This is a genomic window from Mycolicibacter sp. MU0102 (assembly GCF_963378105.1).
Lineage (GTDB): Bacteria > Actinomycetota > Actinomycetes > Mycobacteriales > Mycobacteriaceae > Mycobacterium > Mycobacterium holstebronense.
Map to the genome: position 1 here is coordinate 3,781,448 of NZ_OY726398.1, position 16,404 is coordinate 3,797,851.

The 16,404-nt window shown below is 66.6% G+C and carries 15 protein-coding genes; 7 read left to right on the forward strand and 8 right to left on the reverse strand.

The window, feature by feature from the left end:
• Positions 1-98 precede the first annotated feature (98 nt).
• The 5 genes from RCP37_RS17855 to RCP37_RS17875 all read right to left on the reverse strand — a co-directional run bounded on the left by RCP37_RS17855 (position 99) and on the right by RCP37_RS17875 (position 5,333).
• Positions 99-713: a TetR family transcriptional regulator gene (locus tag RCP37_RS17855; protein WP_308484322.1), complete on the reverse strand. Its 615-nt coding sequence runs from the start codon at positions 711-713 to the stop codon at positions 99-101.
• A gap of 83 nt (positions 714-796) precedes the next feature.
• Positions 797-979, reverse strand: a complete 183-nt coding sequence (locus RCP37_RS17860) for a (2Fe-2S)-binding protein (RefSeq protein WP_308484323.1) — start codon at positions 977-979, stop codon at positions 797-799.
• A gap of 6 nt (positions 980-985) precedes the next feature.
• The gene (locus RCP37_RS17865) at positions 986-2,449 is read right to left on the reverse strand and encodes a FadD3 family acyl-CoA ligase (protein WP_308484324.1); all 1,464 of its coding nucleotides are present in this window, start codon (positions 2,447-2,449) and stop codon (positions 986-988) included.
• A gap of 2 nt (positions 2,450-2,451) precedes the next feature.
• Entirely contained in the window at positions 2,452-3,642 is a 1,191-nt protein-coding gene (locus RCP37_RS17870) for an amidohydrolase family protein (RefSeq protein ID WP_308484325.1), read from the reverse strand.
• A gap of 35 nt (positions 3,643-3,677) precedes the next feature.
• A complete protein-coding gene (locus RCP37_RS17875) occupies positions 3,678-5,333 on the reverse strand; it encodes an AMP-binding protein (protein WP_308484326.1) in 1,656 nt (551 codons plus the stop codon).
• A gap of 57 nt (positions 5,334-5,390) precedes the next feature.
• Between RCP37_RS17875 and RCP37_RS17880 the strand changes: the two genes are divergently transcribed.
• Entirely contained in the window at positions 5,391-6,134 is a 744-nt protein-coding gene (locus RCP37_RS17880; protein WP_308484327.1) for an enoyl-CoA hydratase/isomerase family protein, read from the forward strand.
• Here RCP37_RS17880 and RCP37_RS17885 read toward each other — a convergent pair.
• Positions 6,131-6,784, reverse strand: coding sequence for a TetR family transcriptional regulator (locus RCP37_RS17885; RefSeq protein ID WP_308484328.1), 654 nt, complete (start codon positions 6,782-6,784; stop codon positions 6,131-6,133). The two genes, RCP37_RS17880 and RCP37_RS17885, sit on opposite strands and share 4 nt — an antisense overlap.
• A 140-nt stretch (positions 6,785-6,924) precedes the next feature.
• On the opposite strand from RCP37_RS17885, the gene RCP37_RS17890 reads away from it, so the two are divergent.
• The 6 genes from RCP37_RS17890 to RCP37_RS17915 are packed head-to-tail and all read left to right on the forward strand — an operon-like array spanning position 6,925 to position 13,020.
• Positions 6,925-8,223: a cytochrome P450 gene (locus tag RCP37_RS17890; RefSeq protein WP_308484329.1), complete on the forward strand. Its 1,299-nt coding sequence runs from the start codon at positions 6,925-6,927 to the stop codon at positions 8,221-8,223.
• A gap of 29 nt (positions 8,224-8,252) precedes the next feature.
• Positions 8,253-9,455: a cytochrome P450 gene (locus RCP37_RS17895; protein ID WP_308484330.1), complete on the forward strand. Its 1,203-nt coding sequence runs from the start codon at positions 8,253-8,255 to the stop codon at positions 9,453-9,455.
• Positions 9,456-9,490: 35 nt separating this feature from the next.
• Positions 9,491-10,330 carry a mycofactocin-coupled SDR family oxidoreductase gene (locus RCP37_RS17900; protein ID WP_240175346.1) on the forward strand — a complete coding sequence of 280 codons (840 nt, stop codon included), beginning with the start codon at positions 9,491-9,493 and terminating at the stop codon, positions 10,328-10,330.
• A 47-nt stretch (positions 10,331-10,377) separates the two neighbouring features.
• Positions 10,378-11,406, forward strand: a complete 1,029-nt coding sequence (locus tag RCP37_RS17905; RefSeq protein WP_308484331.1) for a phosphotransferase — start codon at positions 10,378-10,380, stop codon at positions 11,404-11,406.
• 49 nt (positions 11,407-11,455) lie between these two features.
• Positions 11,456-11,959, forward strand: a complete 504-nt coding sequence (locus RCP37_RS17910) for an SRPBCC family protein (RefSeq protein WP_308484332.1) — start codon at positions 11,456-11,458, stop codon at positions 11,957-11,959.
• Positions 11,959-13,020 carry an LLM class flavin-dependent oxidoreductase gene (locus tag RCP37_RS17915; protein ID WP_308484333.1) on the forward strand — a complete coding sequence of 354 codons (1,062 nt, stop codon included), beginning with the start codon at positions 11,959-11,961 and terminating at the stop codon, positions 13,018-13,020. The genes RCP37_RS17910 and RCP37_RS17915 overlap by 1 nt, the downstream gene beginning before the upstream one ends.
• A gap of 8 nt (positions 13,021-13,028) precedes the next feature.
• Here RCP37_RS17915 and RCP37_RS17920 read toward each other — a convergent pair whose 3' ends face one another.
• Both RCP37_RS17920 and RCP37_RS17925 read right to left on the reverse strand, forming a co-directional pair.
• Positions 13,029-15,431 (reverse strand): CaiB/BaiF CoA-transferase family protein, encoded by a 2,403-nt coding sequence (locus tag RCP37_RS17920; protein WP_308484334.1) that lies wholly within the window; start codon positions 15,429-15,431, stop codon positions 13,029-13,031.
• A 4-nt stretch (positions 15,432-15,435) separates the two neighbouring features.
• On the reverse strand, positions 15,436-16,401 hold the full coding sequence (locus RCP37_RS17925; RefSeq protein ID WP_308484335.1) for an enoyl-CoA hydratase/isomerase family protein: 966 nt from the start codon (positions 16,399-16,401) through the stop codon (positions 15,436-15,438).
• Between the last annotated feature and the right edge of the window lie 3 nt (positions 16,402-16,404).

The window sequence follows — 16,404 nt, forward strand, 5'->3', positions numbered from 1 at the left end:
TGCTGCGGTGCAGTAGGCAATAGCCGCCCCCTCGCCGTTTGAGGAACGCCTACGACGGTAGGGAAATCACTGACTTAAGTCAATGACTTTTGGCGAGTTCAGTGCGCAGCACCCAGGCCACGCAAGGTCCTGGTCACGTAGTCGGCGACCAATTCCGGACGAGATGGCCAGTCATGGGTGGTGATGAGCAGGGCGTAGAGGCCGAGCAGGAAGAACACCGCACTGTTCATCGCGACGACGTCGTCGTCGATCTCGCCGCGCTCCCGCGCCACTTCGATACGCTCGGCGATCAGCACAATCAGCGGGTGATGCTCGCCGTTCTCGGCAGGCGGTCGGGTCGGCGAGAAGTGCAGCGCCAGGAATTCGGTGAACAGCGGATCACCCAGACGTCGCTCCAGATCGATGATCAGGCGGGCGGACTCAGCCAAGATGTCCGAAAGCCCTTGGCGCTCACTAAGAAATTTCTCGAACTGCCTGGTGATTCGTTCTTCCTCCCGGCGCTCCAACTCCAGCAGCACGTGCTCCTTGGTGGGGAAGTGAAAGAAGAATGTGCCGTGCGCGACGCCGGCGGCGGCGACGATGGCCCCGACGTCGGCCTGGGCCATCCCGGTCCGCTTGAATTCGGCAGTCGCCGCACCCAGCAACCGCTCGCGCGTCTGCAGGCGCCGAGCTTCGCGCGCCGTCACCTTCGCCGGCTTGTCCGCCACCGCCATGCTTTGATCCCTCTGTCCACCGACCCTGCGCCATCCGCCGTCACGACAGTATCGCCTTCCGGCGGCCGCGCACATTAGATGACTTAAGTCAGCGTTTTGGATTCCTGCAGGGTGGTCGAGATCAGGGCCCGGATGTTGTTTCGGCAGCGTCCACACACCGTCCCGGCTCCGGTGCGCTCACCGACCTGCTTGGTGGTCGTGGCACCGGCTCGGGCCGCGTCGATGACCTGCTGACTGGTCACCCCGGCGCACAAGCAGACGTACACAGCGCGTCAGGCCCCGGTCTCGAGGGCCTTTGCCTCCAGCTGCACTTTGTCCACCTTGCCCGTGGCGTTCAACGGCAGCGCGTCGACGAAACACACCGAGCGCGGCACCTTGAAACCTGCCATTCGGTCGCGGCTCCAAGCGATCAGGTCGGTCTCGGAGAGCGGCGCATCCCCGGCACTTTTCACCACAAACGCCTTGCCGACCTGACCCATTCGCGCATCGGGCACGCCGATCACCGCAACCTGCGAGATCCCCGGATGCTCCAGCAGGAAGCCCTCGATCTCGGCGGGGTAGGCGTTGAAGCCGCCGACGATGAACATGTCCTTCTTGCGACCAACGATGCGTAATCGGCCGGCGGCATCCAGCGTGCCGACGTCCCCGGTGTGCAACCAGCCTTGCGCGTCGATGGCCTCGGCGGTCGCCGCCGGGTCGTCGAGGTAGCCGACCATCACGTTGTAGCCGCGCACCAGGACTTCGCCGTCAGCGGCAATGCTCACCTCGATGCCTTCGCAGGCCTGCCCCGCCGTGGTCGCGATGTCCTCGAACGAGTCGCCGCGCCTAGAGGCGGTTACGGTACCGGCTTCGGTGAGCCCGTAACCGGTCATGATGGATCGGAACGGCAACTCGTTGCGAATACGCCGGATCAGGTCCACCGGGATGTCCGCGGCTCCGGTGACCGCGGCACGCAGCGACGACAAGTCGTGCGTACCGCGCGCATCCAGCAGTGACTGATACAGCGTCGGGGGGCCGGGAAGCATGGTGATGCGTTCGGCTTCAATGAGTTCCAGGACGGTGTCGACCTCGAAGACCCGCACCGGAACCATGGTGGCACCGCGGATGCATGCGGCGATGCAGCCCGCCTTGTAGCCGAACGTGTGGAAGTAGGGGTTGACCATCAGGTACCGGTCGCCCTCGCGCAGGTCGGCCAGATCGCACCACTCGGTATAGAGCCGCAGGTTCTGTTGATGGGTCATCATCACGCCTTTGGGCCGGCCCGTCGTGCCCGAGGTGAAGATGATGTCGGCGATGTCGCCCCCGTCGACGCTGCGGTGCACCGGCGAACCCGTGCTCAGGAAGTCCGATTTCAGATCGATCACCGGCACACCGGGCGGGGCGCTGAAATCCAGTCCGAGAAAGCCCTTCTCCACCAGGACGAGCTTGGCGCCGCTACGGCGGATGATGTCCTCGGCTTCGCTCGGTTTGAACCGGGTGTTGACCGGAACCAAGACGCCGCCGGCGGTCAGCAGCCCGAAAGCGGCGATAATCCAATCCGCCGAGTTCGGTGCCCAGATCGCTACCCGATCGCCATTGGCGACACCGGCCGCGGCGAATGCTCCTGCCGCGCAACGGACCCGGTCGGCCAGCTTAGCGAAGCTAAGCCGTACCGGGCCGTCGGCGATCGCCTCGGCATCCCCGAAGCGATCGCCGGCGCTCAGGACCATCTCGGGAATGGTCTGCCAGCGTGGCACCGCTAAACGGTGACGAGCCGACCGAGGTTGCCGCCCATGATCTTGGCCTGGTCCTCGATGGGCAGGTGCGACAGCGCGGTGATGTAGTGGGTCGGCTCGGCCAGACCCTCCGGATGCGGCCAGTCCGAACCGTAGAGCACCTGGTCCACACCGACCAGGTTGATCAGGTCGTCGATACCCTCCTCGTAGAACGGGCTGACGTAGATCCGGTTCTTGATCTCCTCCATCGGGTTGCCCAGGAACGCCTCGGGCGCCTTCCGGTAGACCTCGGTCATGGAGTCCAGCAGCGGGAACATCCACTTGGAGCCGGCTTCCACAATGCCGACCTTCAGCTTGGGGTGGCGGAACAGGGCGCCGTGAATCACCCACGAGGCCACCGCATCCTGGATCGGGCGCCACTCGTTGAGGATGCCCATGGCGTTGGTCTGGAACGGCAGCATCTCTTCCACCGAGCCGTCCCACTCCGAGGTGTAGCGGGAGTAGCCGCTGTCCGACGAGTGCATCCCGATGAAGACGTCGTGCTCGACGCACCTCTCCCAGAACGGGTCGAACTCGGGCAGCGCGAACGAACGCGGGCCGCGGAAGCCGGGCACCGGAGCCGGGCGGATCAGGATGGCGCGGGCGCCGCGCTTGACCGCCCACTCCAGTTCCTCGATGGCCTTCTCGACGATCGGCAGGGTGATGACCGGTGTGGTGAAGATGCGGTTCTGGTAGTTGAAGCCCCACACCTCGTCCAGCCACTGGTTCAGCGCGTGGATGATGACGTGGATGGTGACCGGGTCATCGCGCAGCCGCTCCTCGATGAGGCTGGCCAGCGTCGGGAACATCAGCGAGCGGTCGATGCCCAGCTCGTTCATCAGCTCCAGCCGGGGGGCGGGCTCGAAGAACGCCGGAATGGACTTCATCGGTTCGCCGAACAGTTCGCGCTTGCTCTTGCCGTCGGGATTGCCGTACTTGAAGTACTCCTCCCAGGCGCCGGGCTTGGCGACCACCGAGAAGGTGGGGTTCGGGATGTAGTTGCTGATCTGGCCGCGGATGGCGATCTTGGTGCGCCCGTTGATCTCCACGTACTGGACGACGTCCTTGTACTCCTTGGGCAGGTACTTGGTCAGCGCTTCGGGCGGCTCGTAGAGGTGGTTATCCGCATCGAACAAGGGGAACGGGACGTCCACGCGATGTGACAGTTGACCCATGAAATGCTCCTTTTCGGTTCATGAGAATCTTATTCTCATGAAGGTGTCGTTGCAACACTGCCTGTGAGCTGCTTGCGGACCAGGTACTTCTGCACCTTGCCGCTGGCGGTGCGCGGGAAGTCCTCGACCTCGCGCAATTCCTCGGGCCACTTCTGCCGCGCGACGCCCATCCGCTCGAAGTGCTCCTGCACCTGCGACATGGCCGGCAGCTCGCACGCCGGTTTGAGGCGCAGCACCGCGACCGCCCGCTCCCCTAGCCGGGCATCCGGAGCCGCGACCACGACCGCTTCGGCCACCGCCGGCATCGCCAGCAGGACGTCCTCGACCTCTACCGCGCTGATGTTCTCGCCGCCGCGGATGATCACATCGGCTTTGCGGTCGGTGATGGTCAGATACCCGTCGGCGTCGAGCACCCCGATATCGCCAGTGTGGTACCACCCGTCGGCATCGAAGGCCGCCGCGGTCAGCGCGTCGTCGGTGTAGCCCAGGCACAGGTCGGGTCCCCGGCTCAGGATTTCGCCGTCAGGGGCCAACCGCACTTCCACGCCGGGCCGGGCATCGCCGTCGGTGAACAGCCGCTTGTCCTCGGGAGCGCTCGGGCGTGACCCGGTGATCGACGGGTGCTCGGTGCTGCCGTAGGAGCGGAAGACGAAGATGCCCAGGTCAGCAAGTCGTCGGGTGACCGCACCCGGCACCGTCGACCCGCCCAGCCCGACGTGGCGGATGTGGTGCAGGTGGGCGTCGGTGAAGTCCGGGTGGTCGAGCAGGCTGGTGACGAAGTACGGCGGTCCGCCGCCGATCGACACCCCCTGTTCTGCCATCAGCGCCAGCACCTTGGCGGGATCCCAGACATCGGCGAGGTCGATCGGCGCCCCCTCCAGCACCGGGATGAGAAACGCCCCGACCATGCCGATGAAGTGTCCGACCGGAGTGGCGGTGAGCTGCCGACCGCGGTCCTTGGGGTAATTGGCGAGCAACTGGCGGGTCTCGCAGCACAGGGTCTGGTGACTGTGGATGACGCCCTTGGGTTCACGGGTGGTCCCGGAGGTGAATGCGATCAACGCGGGCGCCGCGGGATCGGCATCCAGGGTGCCCGCCATCGGTTCGTCGGCGAGCAGGTCTTCGAAGTCGTCAACGTTCCCGCCCACCACGCTCGCGTCGTTCCCGCCCACCACGCTCGCGTCGTTCCCGCCCACCACGCTCGCGTCGTTCCCGCCCACCACGCTCGCGTCGTTCCCGCCCACCACCCCGACGATCGGGATGTCGGCGCACAGCTCGGGACGGAAACTCATCCGCCCGAACCGCTCGGCGGTGATGAACACCCGCGGCCGGCTGGCGGACAGGATGAAGCCCAATTCCCGCGGACCGTAGAAGTGCACGACGGGCACCACGACCGCACCCAGGAACGCCGCCGCCCAGAACGCCGCGGCGGCCTCCATCCAGTTAGGCAGCTGCAGCGCCACCACGTCACCCGGACCGACGCCGCGGGCTCGCAGGCCGGCCGCCAGACGGCGGGCAACCAACTCGACGTCGGCAAAACTCCCCCGCCACGGCCGAACCGCCGAGTGCACCTCGAACCCGGTCTCGGCGCCCGCCGCCAGCCCGCTAGCAAGCAGGTCACCGAGGGTTTCGCGGGTCCACCACCCCTGCTCTTCGTAGTGCCGAGCCAGGTCGGCAGGAATCTTTCGCATCTTGCCCGTGATGCTATTCTCCGTTTTTGAGAATGCCAATATCTTGAGCGGAGAGCCATGGGCCAGGACTGTCCGGACGAGCTGGACGTACAACTGGATGACGGCCTGGCCGTCATCACCATCAACCGGCCCCAGGCCCGCAACGCCATCGCCCCCGAGACCATGGAGCAACTCGACCGGGCGCTGGACAAGGTCGCCGGGGCGCAGGCCCTGGTGATCACCGGCGGCGGCGACCGCGCCTTCGTCTCCGGCGGCGATCTCAAGCAGCTCGCCGCCCTGCGCACCGAAGCCGAAGCGTCGGCCATGGCCTGGCGTATGCGCTCCCTGTGCGATCGCATCGCCGCGTTCCCGGCACCGGTGATCGCGGCACTGAACGGCCACGCGTTGGGCGGTGGCGCCGAAGTGGCGGTCGCCGCCGATATCCGCATCGCGGCCGCCGACATCAAGATCGCGTTCAATCAGGTGTCCCTGGCGATCATGCCGGCCTGGGGTGGCGCCGAGCGGCTCGGCAAATTAGTCGGGCACAGTCAGGCGCTGCTGCTGGCCGGCACCGGAACCATGCTGGACGCCTCGGCGGCCGAACGCATCGGCCTGATCAACCGGGTGGTCCCGAGGGAGTCCTTCGACGCCGAATGGCGCGCCCTGGCCCGGTCATTGGCCAACCCGTCGGCCGGGGAGATCAAACGGGTGCTCGGCGGCGCATCGGCGGACGAGGCGGTGGCGGCGTTCGCCCGGTTGTGGGTCGCCGACGAGCATTGGCAGGCCGCCGATCGCCTCCAACAAGGCAGGAAACAGCGCTAATGCTCGGCGGGCCCCGAGGCCAGCGCGACGCCCGAGAGCGGCGCGTACGGCGGCGGGTCACCCTCGAGCCGTTGCAGCCAGCGCTCGACGAACTCGATGGTCTCGGGGTGACCGAGAGTCATGCCCAGCGCCTCCTGCTCGATGATCAGCATCCGCGAGGCGCTGGTCATCAGAACCATCAGCACCGTCGGCGGGAACTCCGCGTCGTCGACGCCGTACCGGGCAAACAACCCGGATACCGCCGCGATCTGTTCGGCGCGCAGCCGCTCGGCGTAGTTGGCGATCTCGGCCCGCAAGGCCTCGCGCTCGTTGGCCACGGTGATGAACTGCATGGTCAACGCCGTCCAGGCCGGATCGGTGTTGAATCGCCACAGCGCCCAGAGTGGCTGCGGCGACGCCAACACCGCCGCCTGCTCGGCCAAGCCCTGATCGCCGCGCCGGCGGAAAATCGCCAGGAACAGGTCGTCCATGGTGCGGAAGTAGTAGTGCACGAGCTGATGTTTGAGGCCCGCCCGCTCGGCGACACGACGGGAGCTGACCGCACCGGCGCCGTCGGTCAGCAGCAGCTCTTCTGCCGCGTCGAGCAACAGGGTCCGGTTCTTCGCGTCCGGGGCGCCAATTCTGCGCTGCCCCTTAGCCGATTCGGGCATACAGTTCGCTCCGCATCGTTGTCGTCACCTTTACACCTTCGGCGGCCATCGTAGTGGCGCCGCAACCCTTGACCCCCCAACCCCGCCCATGCTAAGCAGGTGCACAGCATCTGTCAGCCCGTTCCGCAGAGAGGTCCACGTTGACTGACTTCGCGACGATCGATTTCTTCACCGATCAGTCCCTGGTACCCGATCCCCACCCGTACTTCGACTATCTGCGGGCCCAGAGCCCGGTCACCCCGCTGGGCGTGTACGACGTGGTCGCGGTAACCGGCCACGAAGAGGCCAACGAGATCTACCGCGACTCCGACACCTACTCCAACCTCGTCGCGGTCGGCGGCCCGTTCCCGCCGCTGCCATTCACCCCCGAGGGCGACGACATCAGCGAGCAGATCGAGGCACACCGCCACCTGATGCCGATGACCGAGCACATGGTCACCATGGACCCGCCGACGCACACCAAGGCCCGGTCGATACTGAGCCGACTGCTGACGCCGAAGCGGCTCAAGGAGAATCAGGACTTCATGTGGCAGCTGGCCGACCGCCAGCTCGACTACTTCATCGACAGCGGCAGCTGCGAGTTCCTCACGGAGTATGCGAGGCCGTTCGCGCTGCTGGTGGTCGCCGACCTGCTCGGTGTGCCCGAAGCTGACCGGCCGGTGTTCCAGGAGGTGCTGGGCGCGCCGCAACCCGGCGCCCGGATCGGCTCGCTGGATCACGAAGAGCTGGCCCACGATCCGCTGGCATGGCTGGACGACAAGTTCAGCCGCTACCTGTCTGACCGCCGGGAGAACCCGCGCGCCGACGTGCTGACCGACCTGGCCACCGCCACCTACGAGGACGGGTCGATCCCCGAGATCATCGACGTGGTCAAGAGCGCCACCTTCCTGTTCGGGGCGGGGCAAGAAACCACCACCAAGCTGCTCAGTGCCGCGTTGCGGTTCATGGCCGAGGACCCGGCCCTGGTCGAGCAGCTCCGCAGCGACCGCAGCAAGATCCCGAACTTCCTCGAGGAGACCCTGCGCCTGGAAAGCCCGGTGAAGACCGACCCCCGACTGGTGCGTAAGACCACCACCCTGGGCGGGGTCGAGCTGAAAGCCGGCACCGTCGTGGTCATGTTCCCCGGCGCCGTCAACCGGGATCCCCGCAAATTCGAGAACCCGCACGAACTGCGGATCGATCGGCCCAATGTCCGCGAACACCTGGCCTTCGCCCGCGGCAGCCACACCTGTCCGGGCTCGCCGCTGGCACGCGCCGAGAGCCGCATATCGCTGGAACGAATCCTGGATCGGATGACCGACATTCGGCTCGACGAGACCCAACACGGCCCGGCCGGCGAGCGCCGGTTCACCTTCGAACCGACCTTCATCCTGCGCGGATTGACCGAACTGCACCTGGAATTCACCCCGGTGGCCGCTCCGGTCAGCGCCGGCCTGTAGACCGCAGCTCTGCCGAAGGGACCAACAACATGACGGTGACCACCACCGACGAAGCGCGCTACGACCCGTATGACGTTGACCTCAACAGCGATCCGTACCCGATGTTTCGTCGGCTTCGCGAAGAGGCACCGCTGTACTACAACACCGAGCACGACTTCTACGCGCTGAGCCGGTTCGACGACGTCAACAAGGCCCTGGTCGATCACCAGACGTTCAGCTCGGCGCGCGGGGCGATTCTGGAGCTGATCAAGGCCAATACCCCGATCCCGCCGGGGCTGATTCTGTTCGAGGACCCACCGATCCACGACATCCACCGCAAGCTGCTGGCCCGGATGTTCACCCCGCGCAAGATCGCCGAACTCGAATCGAAGATCCGCGAGTACTGCGCCCGTTGCCTCGATCCCCTGATCGGTACCGGCCGCCTCGATTTCGTGGCCGACCTCGGTGCCCAGATGCCCATGCGCGTGATCGGCATGCTGGTGGGCATTCCCGAAGCCGATCAGGAGGTCATTCGGGACCGCTCGAACGACAACATGCGCACCGAAGCCGGCAAGCCGATGACGGTTGCGTCCGAAGGATTCGACGACGGTTCGATCTTCGCCGACTATCTCGACTGGCGCGTCGAGCACCCGTCCGACGACATCATGACCGAACTGCTCAACGTCGAATTCACCGACGAATCCGGCACCACTCGGCGGCTGACCCGCGACGAGCTGCTGATGTACGTGATGCTGGTGGCCGGGGCCGGAAACGAGACCACCACCAGGCTGATCGGCTGGACCGGCAAGGTGCTGGCCGAGCATCCCGACCAGCGCCGCGAGTTGGTGGCAAACCCGGCATTGGTCCCGCAGGCCATCGAAGAGCTGTTGCGCTACGAGCCACCGGCACCACACGTGGCGCGCTACGTCACCCGGGATGTGGAGTACTACGGCCAGACCGTTCCCGAGGGCAGCGTGATGATGATGCTGATCGGCGCCGCTAACCGCGACCATCGCCGATTCGCTCCCGACGGTGACGTTTTCGACATCCACCGCGAGTCCCGCCAGCACCTGACCTTCAGTGTGGGCGCGCACTACTGCCTGGGCGCCGCACTGGCGCGCCTGGAAGGGCGAATCGCGCTGGAGGAGATCCTCAAACGCTTCCCCGACTGGGAGGTCGACCTCTCCAAGGCAGCGCTGTCACCGACTTCGACGGTCCGCGGGTGGGAGTCCATGCCCGCGTCGGTCGAATGAATCCACTTCTACAAGTTATGAATTGAGGTTTCCCTATGGCTGGACGTGTTGAGGGCAAGGTCGCGTTCATCACCGGCGCGGCCCACGGTCAGGGCCGCAGTCACGCGGTGCGGCTGGCCGAGGAGGGCGCCGACATCATCGCGATCGACGTCTGTAAGCCGATCGTCGAGAACTCGCCCATCCCGCCGGCCACCCCGGAGGAATTGGCCGAGACCGTCGACCTGGTCAAGGCGCGCGGCCGTCGGATCTTCACCGCGGAAGTCGATGTACGCGACTTCGACGGGCTCAAGGCCGCCGTGGACGCCGGCGTGGAGGAGCTGGGTCGCCTGGACATCATCGTGGCCAACGCCGGTATCGGCAACGGTGGCGACACCCTGGACCAGTGCAGCGAGCACGACTGGCAAGAGATGATCGACATCAACCTCTCCGGAGTGTGGAAGACGGTCAAAGCGGGTGTCCCGCACCTTATTTCCGGCGGCAAGGGCGGATCGATCATCCTGACCAGCTCCGTCGGCGGACTGAAGGCCTACCCGCACTGCGGCAACTACGTCGCCGCCAAGCACGGCGTGGTGGGCATCATGCGCTCGTTCGCGGTCGAGTTGGGGCACCAGAACATTCGCGTCAACACCGTGCACCCCACTCACGTCAGCACCGGAATGATCATGAACGAGGGCACCTGGAAGATGTTCCGCCCGGACCTGGAGAACCCGGGCCCCGACGACATGGCGCCGATCTGCCAGATGTTCCACACCCTGCCGGTGCCCTGGGTGGACGCGGTGGACATCAGCAACGCGGTGCTGTTCCTGGCCTCCGACGAAGCCCGCTACATCACCGGCGTCACCTTGCCGGTCGACGCGGGAAGCTGCCTGAAATAACCGTCTCGGCCATTCCCGACAGCTGGGACGCGATATCCCCGGAGTGGATGACCGCCGCGATCAGCGGTCACCACCCCGGGGCGGTCGTAGACGCCGTCTCGGTCGCGGCCCGCGACGACGGCACCAATCGGCGGGCGCGCCTGGCCCTGAGTTACGCGTCCGGCAGCGGTCCGGCCACCGTGTTCGCCAAGGCCGTCGACCCCGAGCACGCCGACTTGGTGGAGTTGACCAGTGGCCTCTACCACGAGCCACGGTTGTTTCTCTCCGATGTCGCACTGCCCCTTGACCATCCGACCGTCTACCGCGCGGTCATCGACGAACCGCGTCGCGACTTCCTACTGATCATGGAAGACATCACCGCAGCCCGCGGCGCCGAACCGCGTGATGCGACCCGGCCGCTCACCCTCGACGAGGCAGCACAAGGGGTGCGCGGCCTGGCCCGCCTGCACGGGGCGTTCTGGGGAGAGCGCATCAGCGCCAATCCTGCGCTGGGCTGGGTGGAGCCGTTCGTCCCGTTCGCCGGCCTGGAGTTGGCGCCACTGGAGGTGGCCTACGAGCGGCTGGGCGAGTCGGTGCCGTCCGAGATCACCGCGATGTCCGGCACCGAACTGTTCAGCGACACCTGGGCCCGCTACATCCGCAGCCTGACCCGCGGACCGCAGACGCTACTGCACGGCGACCCACACATCGGCAATACCTACGTGTTGCCCGACGGTGACGTCGGTTTCCTGGACTGGCAGATGGTGCGGCGCGGCAATTTCTCACTGGACCTGGGCTACTTCCTGCAGGGTGCACTGACCATCGCCGACCGGCGCGACGGCGAACGTGCGCTGATCGAGGAATACCGCGGCGCCCTGAGCCTTCCCGCCGGGCAGTTGCCGTCAGCCGAGGAGATCTGGCTGCACTATCGGGCGTCAGCGGCGCATGGCCTGGCAATCTGGATCGCGACGCTGTCCGGCGGCGACAACTGGCAGCGGCCCGACATCAGCCTGGCGCTCGCCCAGCGTTATGCCGCAGCGTTCACCGATCTGGATACCCGTGGCGCACTGGGCGCGCTGGACTCCGACCCCTGCTGAACTCCCGCGAGCCATACGCCACCCGGGCAGCAAGTGAGAGAATCTCGGCATGGAGTGGACTGGAGCTGTATACGCCGACGCACCGACGGTGGAGGTGTCCACCTGGATCGACGCCCCGCCAGAGCGTGTCTGGGAACTGGCCAGCGACATCCACGCGGTCGCCGAGGGCAGTCAGGAGCTCCAGCGCGTCGAATGGGCCGACGGTGACGGTCCCCGGCTTGGCGCTCGGTTCACCGGGTATAACCGGCATCCCGCCCTCGGGGAATGGTCCACGATCTCCGAAGTGGTCGAGTTCGAACCGCTGACGGTGTTCGGTTGGGCCGTGAGCGATCCCGACAACCCCACTTCGTCGTGGCGGTTGAGCCTGGCCCCGGAGGGGACCGGCACCCGCCTGACCGAATGGATGCAGCTGGGGCCCGCGCCGTCCGGGCTTTCGCTGGCCATCGCTGCGATGCCGGACAAGGAACAGAAGATCGTGTTCGTGCGGCTGCGTGAATTCGAAGCGGGTATGACGGCCACCCTCGATCACCTCAAACAGCGCGCCGAGCACTGATGCGCGCGGCGATCACGCTGGAGGCGGCCAGCGTCGGCAGCTGGGAGCATCAGAAGCTGCTGGTCCGCGAGGCCGAGAGGATGGGCCTGGACATCTGCTGGGTCGCCGAGGCCTGGGGCGCGGATGCGGTCTCGGCACTGGGCTACTACGTCGCGTGCACCGACCGAATGCTGCTGGGATCGGGGATCATCCAGCTGTCCACCCGGACCCCGGTCGCCATCGCCCAAGCCGCCATCACGCTGTCCAACCTGTCCGGGGGACGTTTCCTGCTCGGTCTGGGTGCCTCGGGCCCGCAGGTCATCGAGGGGCTGCACGGTCAGTCCTTCGACCGGCCGCTCGGCCGGATGCGCGAGACCATCGAGATCATCCGGCAGGCGATCGCCGGAGAGCGCATCGTCTATAGCGGCAAACAGTTCCAGATCCCCCGACCCGGTTCGGCCACCAAGCCGATGCGGTTATCGATGCGGGCCGAACACCCGATCCCGCTGTATCTGGCCAGCCTGACCCCGGCGATGCTGACGCTGACCGGCGAAGTCGCCGACGGCTGGCTGGGCACCAGCTTCGTGCCCGAGGGCGCCGACGCGGCCTACTTCACCCATCTCGACAGCGGCCTCGCCCGCTCCGGGCGCACTCGAGCGGACCTCGACGTCTGCCAGGGCGCGGAAGTGTCGTTCGCCAGCGACGAGAAGCATTTGAAGGAACTGATCGACAGCCGCAAGACCGAACTGGCCTTCAGCCTGGGCGGAATGGGTTCGGCCAGTACCAATTTCTACAACCAGGCCTACAGTCGCCAGGGCTGGTCGGATGTCGCGGCCGCAGTGAAGGAACGCTGGCAGGCCGGCGACCGGGAGGGCGCCGCCGCGCTGATCACCGACGAGATGGTGCTGGCCACCACCTTGATCGGCACCCCCGCAATGGTTCGCGATCGCCTGCAGGTCTGGTGCGACACCGGCGTGGACACCGTGCGGGTCTACCCGGCCGGCGAGCGCCTCGAAGATCGGATCGCCACGCTGGGGGCGGCGATCGAGCTGGTGCACTCGATCACGCCCGGCGGGCAATAGCGGCCCGGCTATCCGGGTGAGCTGCCGATAACCCCATCGGCTGACAACGCGGCTATCTCGGCCTCGGTAAGCCCCAGCTCGCTGAGCAGCTCATGATTGTGCTGGCCCAGTAGCGGTGCCGGTCGGGTATGAATACGGCTCGGGCCCTGCGACATTCGAGCCGGCAGTGTGCTGTGCGGAGCGGGACCGTTGACCGGGTGATCGACCTGCTCGAAGAAGTTCCGCTCGGCCAGCTGCGCCAACTCGGTCTGGCGATGCGGTTGCATGACTTTGGCGACCGGGACCCCGGCGTCCCACAGTGCTGCGACGACATCGTCGCCGCTGCGCGTCGCGCACCAGTCGGACAGCTGCTCGTCGATCAGGTCGTGGCGGGCGCGTCGTCCGGTCGCGTCCGACAAGGCCGGATCGGCAGCCCAGGCCGGGTCACCCAGCGCAGCCCGCAGACCGGCCCACTGCTCGTCGGTAGCAACGGCGATGGCGACCCAGCAGTCTTCCCTGCCGAATTCGTCGACGCCGGAGGTCCGATAGAAGTTCTGCGGGGCAGCCGCCGGCCCGCGATTTCCGTCACGTTGCAGCAGCGCACCGTTGGCGGAGTATTCGATCACTTGCTCGGCGGCGATGTTGAGTGCGGCGTCGATCATGGCCGCCTCCACCAGCACGCCCTGCCCGGTGCGGCGCCGATGCTCCAGTGCCAGCAGCAGACCCGTCAGCGCATGCACGCCCGCGTTCGGGTCGCCGATCGAGTACGGCTCATAGGGGTTGCGATCGGGGTAGCCGGTCAGCCAGCTCAGCCCGGCAGCGTCCTCGATGACGTAGGCGAACGCCGGATTGTCCCGCCACGGGCCGTCCAGACCGAATCCGGGCATTCGCAGCATGATCACGTCGCTGCGCAGCGACTGTACGAAGTCGAAGTCCAGACCCAGGTTCTCGATGACGCGGGGGGTGAAGTTCTCGACGATGACGTCGCAGCCGGCGATCAATCGGTGCAGCACGTCGCGGCCGGCCTGCGTCTGGAAGTCCAGCGTCAGGCCCTCCTTGTTGGTGTTGAGCGCGGAGAAGATCGGGGACTTCTCCCACCACGACTCCTCGCTGACCGGTATCCCGGCGATCAGCCGGGTACCGTCGGGATGCCGGGTCGACTCGAGATGGATCACCTCGGCGCCGAGCATCGCCAGCAAATGCGTGCACGACGGTCCGGCCCAGAAGGTGGTCATGTCCAGCACGCGGATTCCATGGAGCGGCAGCCGCTCCCCAACGGATTTCGAAGCCGGTGCGTCGCGCCGCGCCGGCGGCGACTGCCGATAGGAGTCGGTGTGTTCGCCCAGCCGCGGTGCCGGGATCGGTGCCTGCAGCGCCACACCGCTGAGCCGATAGGGCGGGACCGGCTGGATGAAACCGTCGCGGGGATTGCGGGTGAATACCTGGCGATGCCGAAAGTGATCGAACGTCGGGACGTTTTCCCCGTTGCCGACCGGCGAGTTGGGTATCCGGAACGCCGATGCCAGGTCGCGGACATCGTCGACCTTGTGACTGCGTACCCACTCGTACAGCTCCGACGCGTGCAGGTTCGCCTGTTCGGTGATCGACAGCGGCGAGTTCTCGTCGATCCACTCGTCGTGCCCCGACATCGCACACAGGTCGAACCACTGCTGCGCGGTGCCGCAGCCCAACGCGACCAAACCGTCGGCGGCCTCGGCCACGCCGGGCACCGTCGGCCGGCGCTCGGACCGCCAGGGACGATCGAGGACCTGGAAGTAGGTGACGGGATAGTAAGTGAGGCCGAGGATCTGGGTTTCCAGCGCGGACAGGTCGATCAGTTCGCCGCGGCCGTCGCGCAGCGCGCGGACCCGCGACGCCAACGTCATCGCCGCCGCATAGGCCCCGGCGAGCCACTCCCCGGCCTGGCCGCCGACGTGAACCGGCGCGCGATCCTGCGATCCGCGGCCAAGCCCGACCGCTCCCCCCGACCAGGCCTGCAAGGTGAACTCGGTGGCCGGGCGGTCCCGCCACGGGCCATCCAGTCCGAACGGCGTGATGGCGGTGACCACCAGGTGCGGGTGCCGCCGGTGGATCTCGGCGGGCGCCAACGACGGGTGCTGGCCGACGGCCCCGCCCGGCGACCACACCACCGCGTCGGCGGAGGCCAGCAGCCGGTGCACGAACTCGATGTCGTCGACGTTGCCTGGGTCGGCCACGACACTGTGTTTGGAGCAGCCCAGGAAGCTGAACAGTGCACCACCGGTTTCGGGATCGACCTCGGCTCCCGAAGCCGACCATCCCCGCAATGAATCCCCCTGCGGGGGTTCGACATCTACCACCGTTGCTCCCCCGTCGGCGAGCATCTTCGTGGCGTAGGCGCCGGCAATACCGTCGGAAAGGTCGACGACGGTGTAGCCGTGCAGCGGTCCCACGGCGTCAGGATTCCTTGTCGCGGCTGGACTTGCTCAGCCGGAAGTCGGGAGGAAACCTCGAGTCGTTGTCCTTGACCGCTCCGGACAGACCGGATTCGATGGCCTCATCGAGCATCAGGTCGTCGGCGTCGGGTGCCACACCGGAACCCATCGACTCGAAGAACGCCGACAGCAGGCTGCCCATGTACTCACCCTGATGCTGCTTGTAGACCTCGAAGAACATCTTCTGCATGAACACGGTGTCGACCGGGCGGTTGCGTGCGCAGGCCAGCGCGTACTTGTCGACCTCGGCTTCGAGTTGGTCGCGCGGGACCACCTTGTTGAGGAAGTTGCACTTGTCCATGTCGGCGGCGGTGAAAGGCCGGCCGGTGAACACCATTTCGGAGAACTTGCGTAGCCCCATCATCTGCACCCAGGTCCACATCCGCGGTCCCCAGCCGTAGTAGCGGAAGGACGGGTGGCCGAACAGCGCGTCGTCACTGGAGATCACCAGATCAGCGTCGGCGGCCTGATAGAAGTGCCAGCCGTAACAGTAGCCCTTTGCCTCGACGATGCTGATCTTCTTGAGCTCCTGCAGCGGCCGGTTGCCGGCCTGCACATTGGCGTACCAGGCGCTGATGGTGGCGCCGTTGCGAAAGGTGCCCTGGGGCGGATAGTTGACGTCCATGCCTTCCAAACGCAGCTCGGCCAACCGCTTTTCGGGATCGTCGACACCCTCCATGAACTCGGGTAGGTCCGCACCGCTGCCCAGGTTGTCTCCGACACCGCGGATCACCACCACTTTGACGTCGTTGTCCACGCTGGCTCCGCGCAGCAGGTCCGCGTAGCGCAGCCGCGCCGATGATGTCGGGGCGTTGAGGTATTCGGGCCGGTCGAAGGTGATCGTGGCGATCTTGGTGGCCGGGTCCTTGTGGTAGCGGATGATCTCTTCCGCGGACGGCCGCTCGGAAGGCCCTGGCGTGTCTGACATTCG

Coding starts and splice junctions, on each gene's coding strand:
- RCP37_RS17855 (WP_308484322.1), bottom strand. CDS start 713: ATGGCGGTGGCGGACAAGCCGGCGAAGGTGACGGCGCGCGAAGCTCGG.
- RCP37_RS17870 (WP_308484325.1), bottom strand. CDS start 3,642: ATGGGTCAACTGTCACATCGCGTGGACGTCCCGTTCCCCTTGTTCGAT.
- RCP37_RS17875 (WP_308484326.1), bottom strand. CDS start 5,333: ATGCGAAAGATTCCTGCCGACCTGGCTCGGCACTACGAAGAGCAGGGG.
- RCP37_RS17880 (WP_308484327.1), top strand. CDS start 5,391: ATGGGCCAGGACTGTCCGGACGAGCTGGACGTACAACTGGATGACGGC.
- RCP37_RS17885 (WP_308484328.1), bottom strand. CDS start 6,784: ATGCCCGAATCGGCTAAGGGGCAGCGCAGAATTGGCGCCCCGGACGCG.
- RCP37_RS17895 (WP_308484330.1), top strand. CDS start 8,253: ATGACGGTGACCACCACCGACGAAGCGCGCTACGACCCGTATGACGTT.
- RCP37_RS17900 (WP_240175346.1), top strand. CDS start 9,491: ATGGCTGGACGTGTTGAGGGCAAGGTCGCGTTCATCACCGGCGCGGCC.
- RCP37_RS17905 (WP_308484331.1), top strand. CDS start 10,378: ATGACCGCCGCGATCAGCGGTCACCACCCCGGGGCGGTCGTAGACGCC.
- RCP37_RS17910 (WP_308484332.1), top strand. CDS start 11,456: ATGGAGTGGACTGGAGCTGTATACGCCGACGCACCGACGGTGGAGGTG.
- RCP37_RS17915 (WP_308484333.1), top strand. CDS start 11,959: ATGCGCGCGGCGATCACGCTGGAGGCGGCCAGCGTCGGCAGCTGGGAG.
- RCP37_RS17925 (WP_308484335.1), bottom strand. CDS start 16,401: ATGTCAGACACGCCAGGGCCTTCCGAGCGGCCGTCCGCGGAAGAGATC.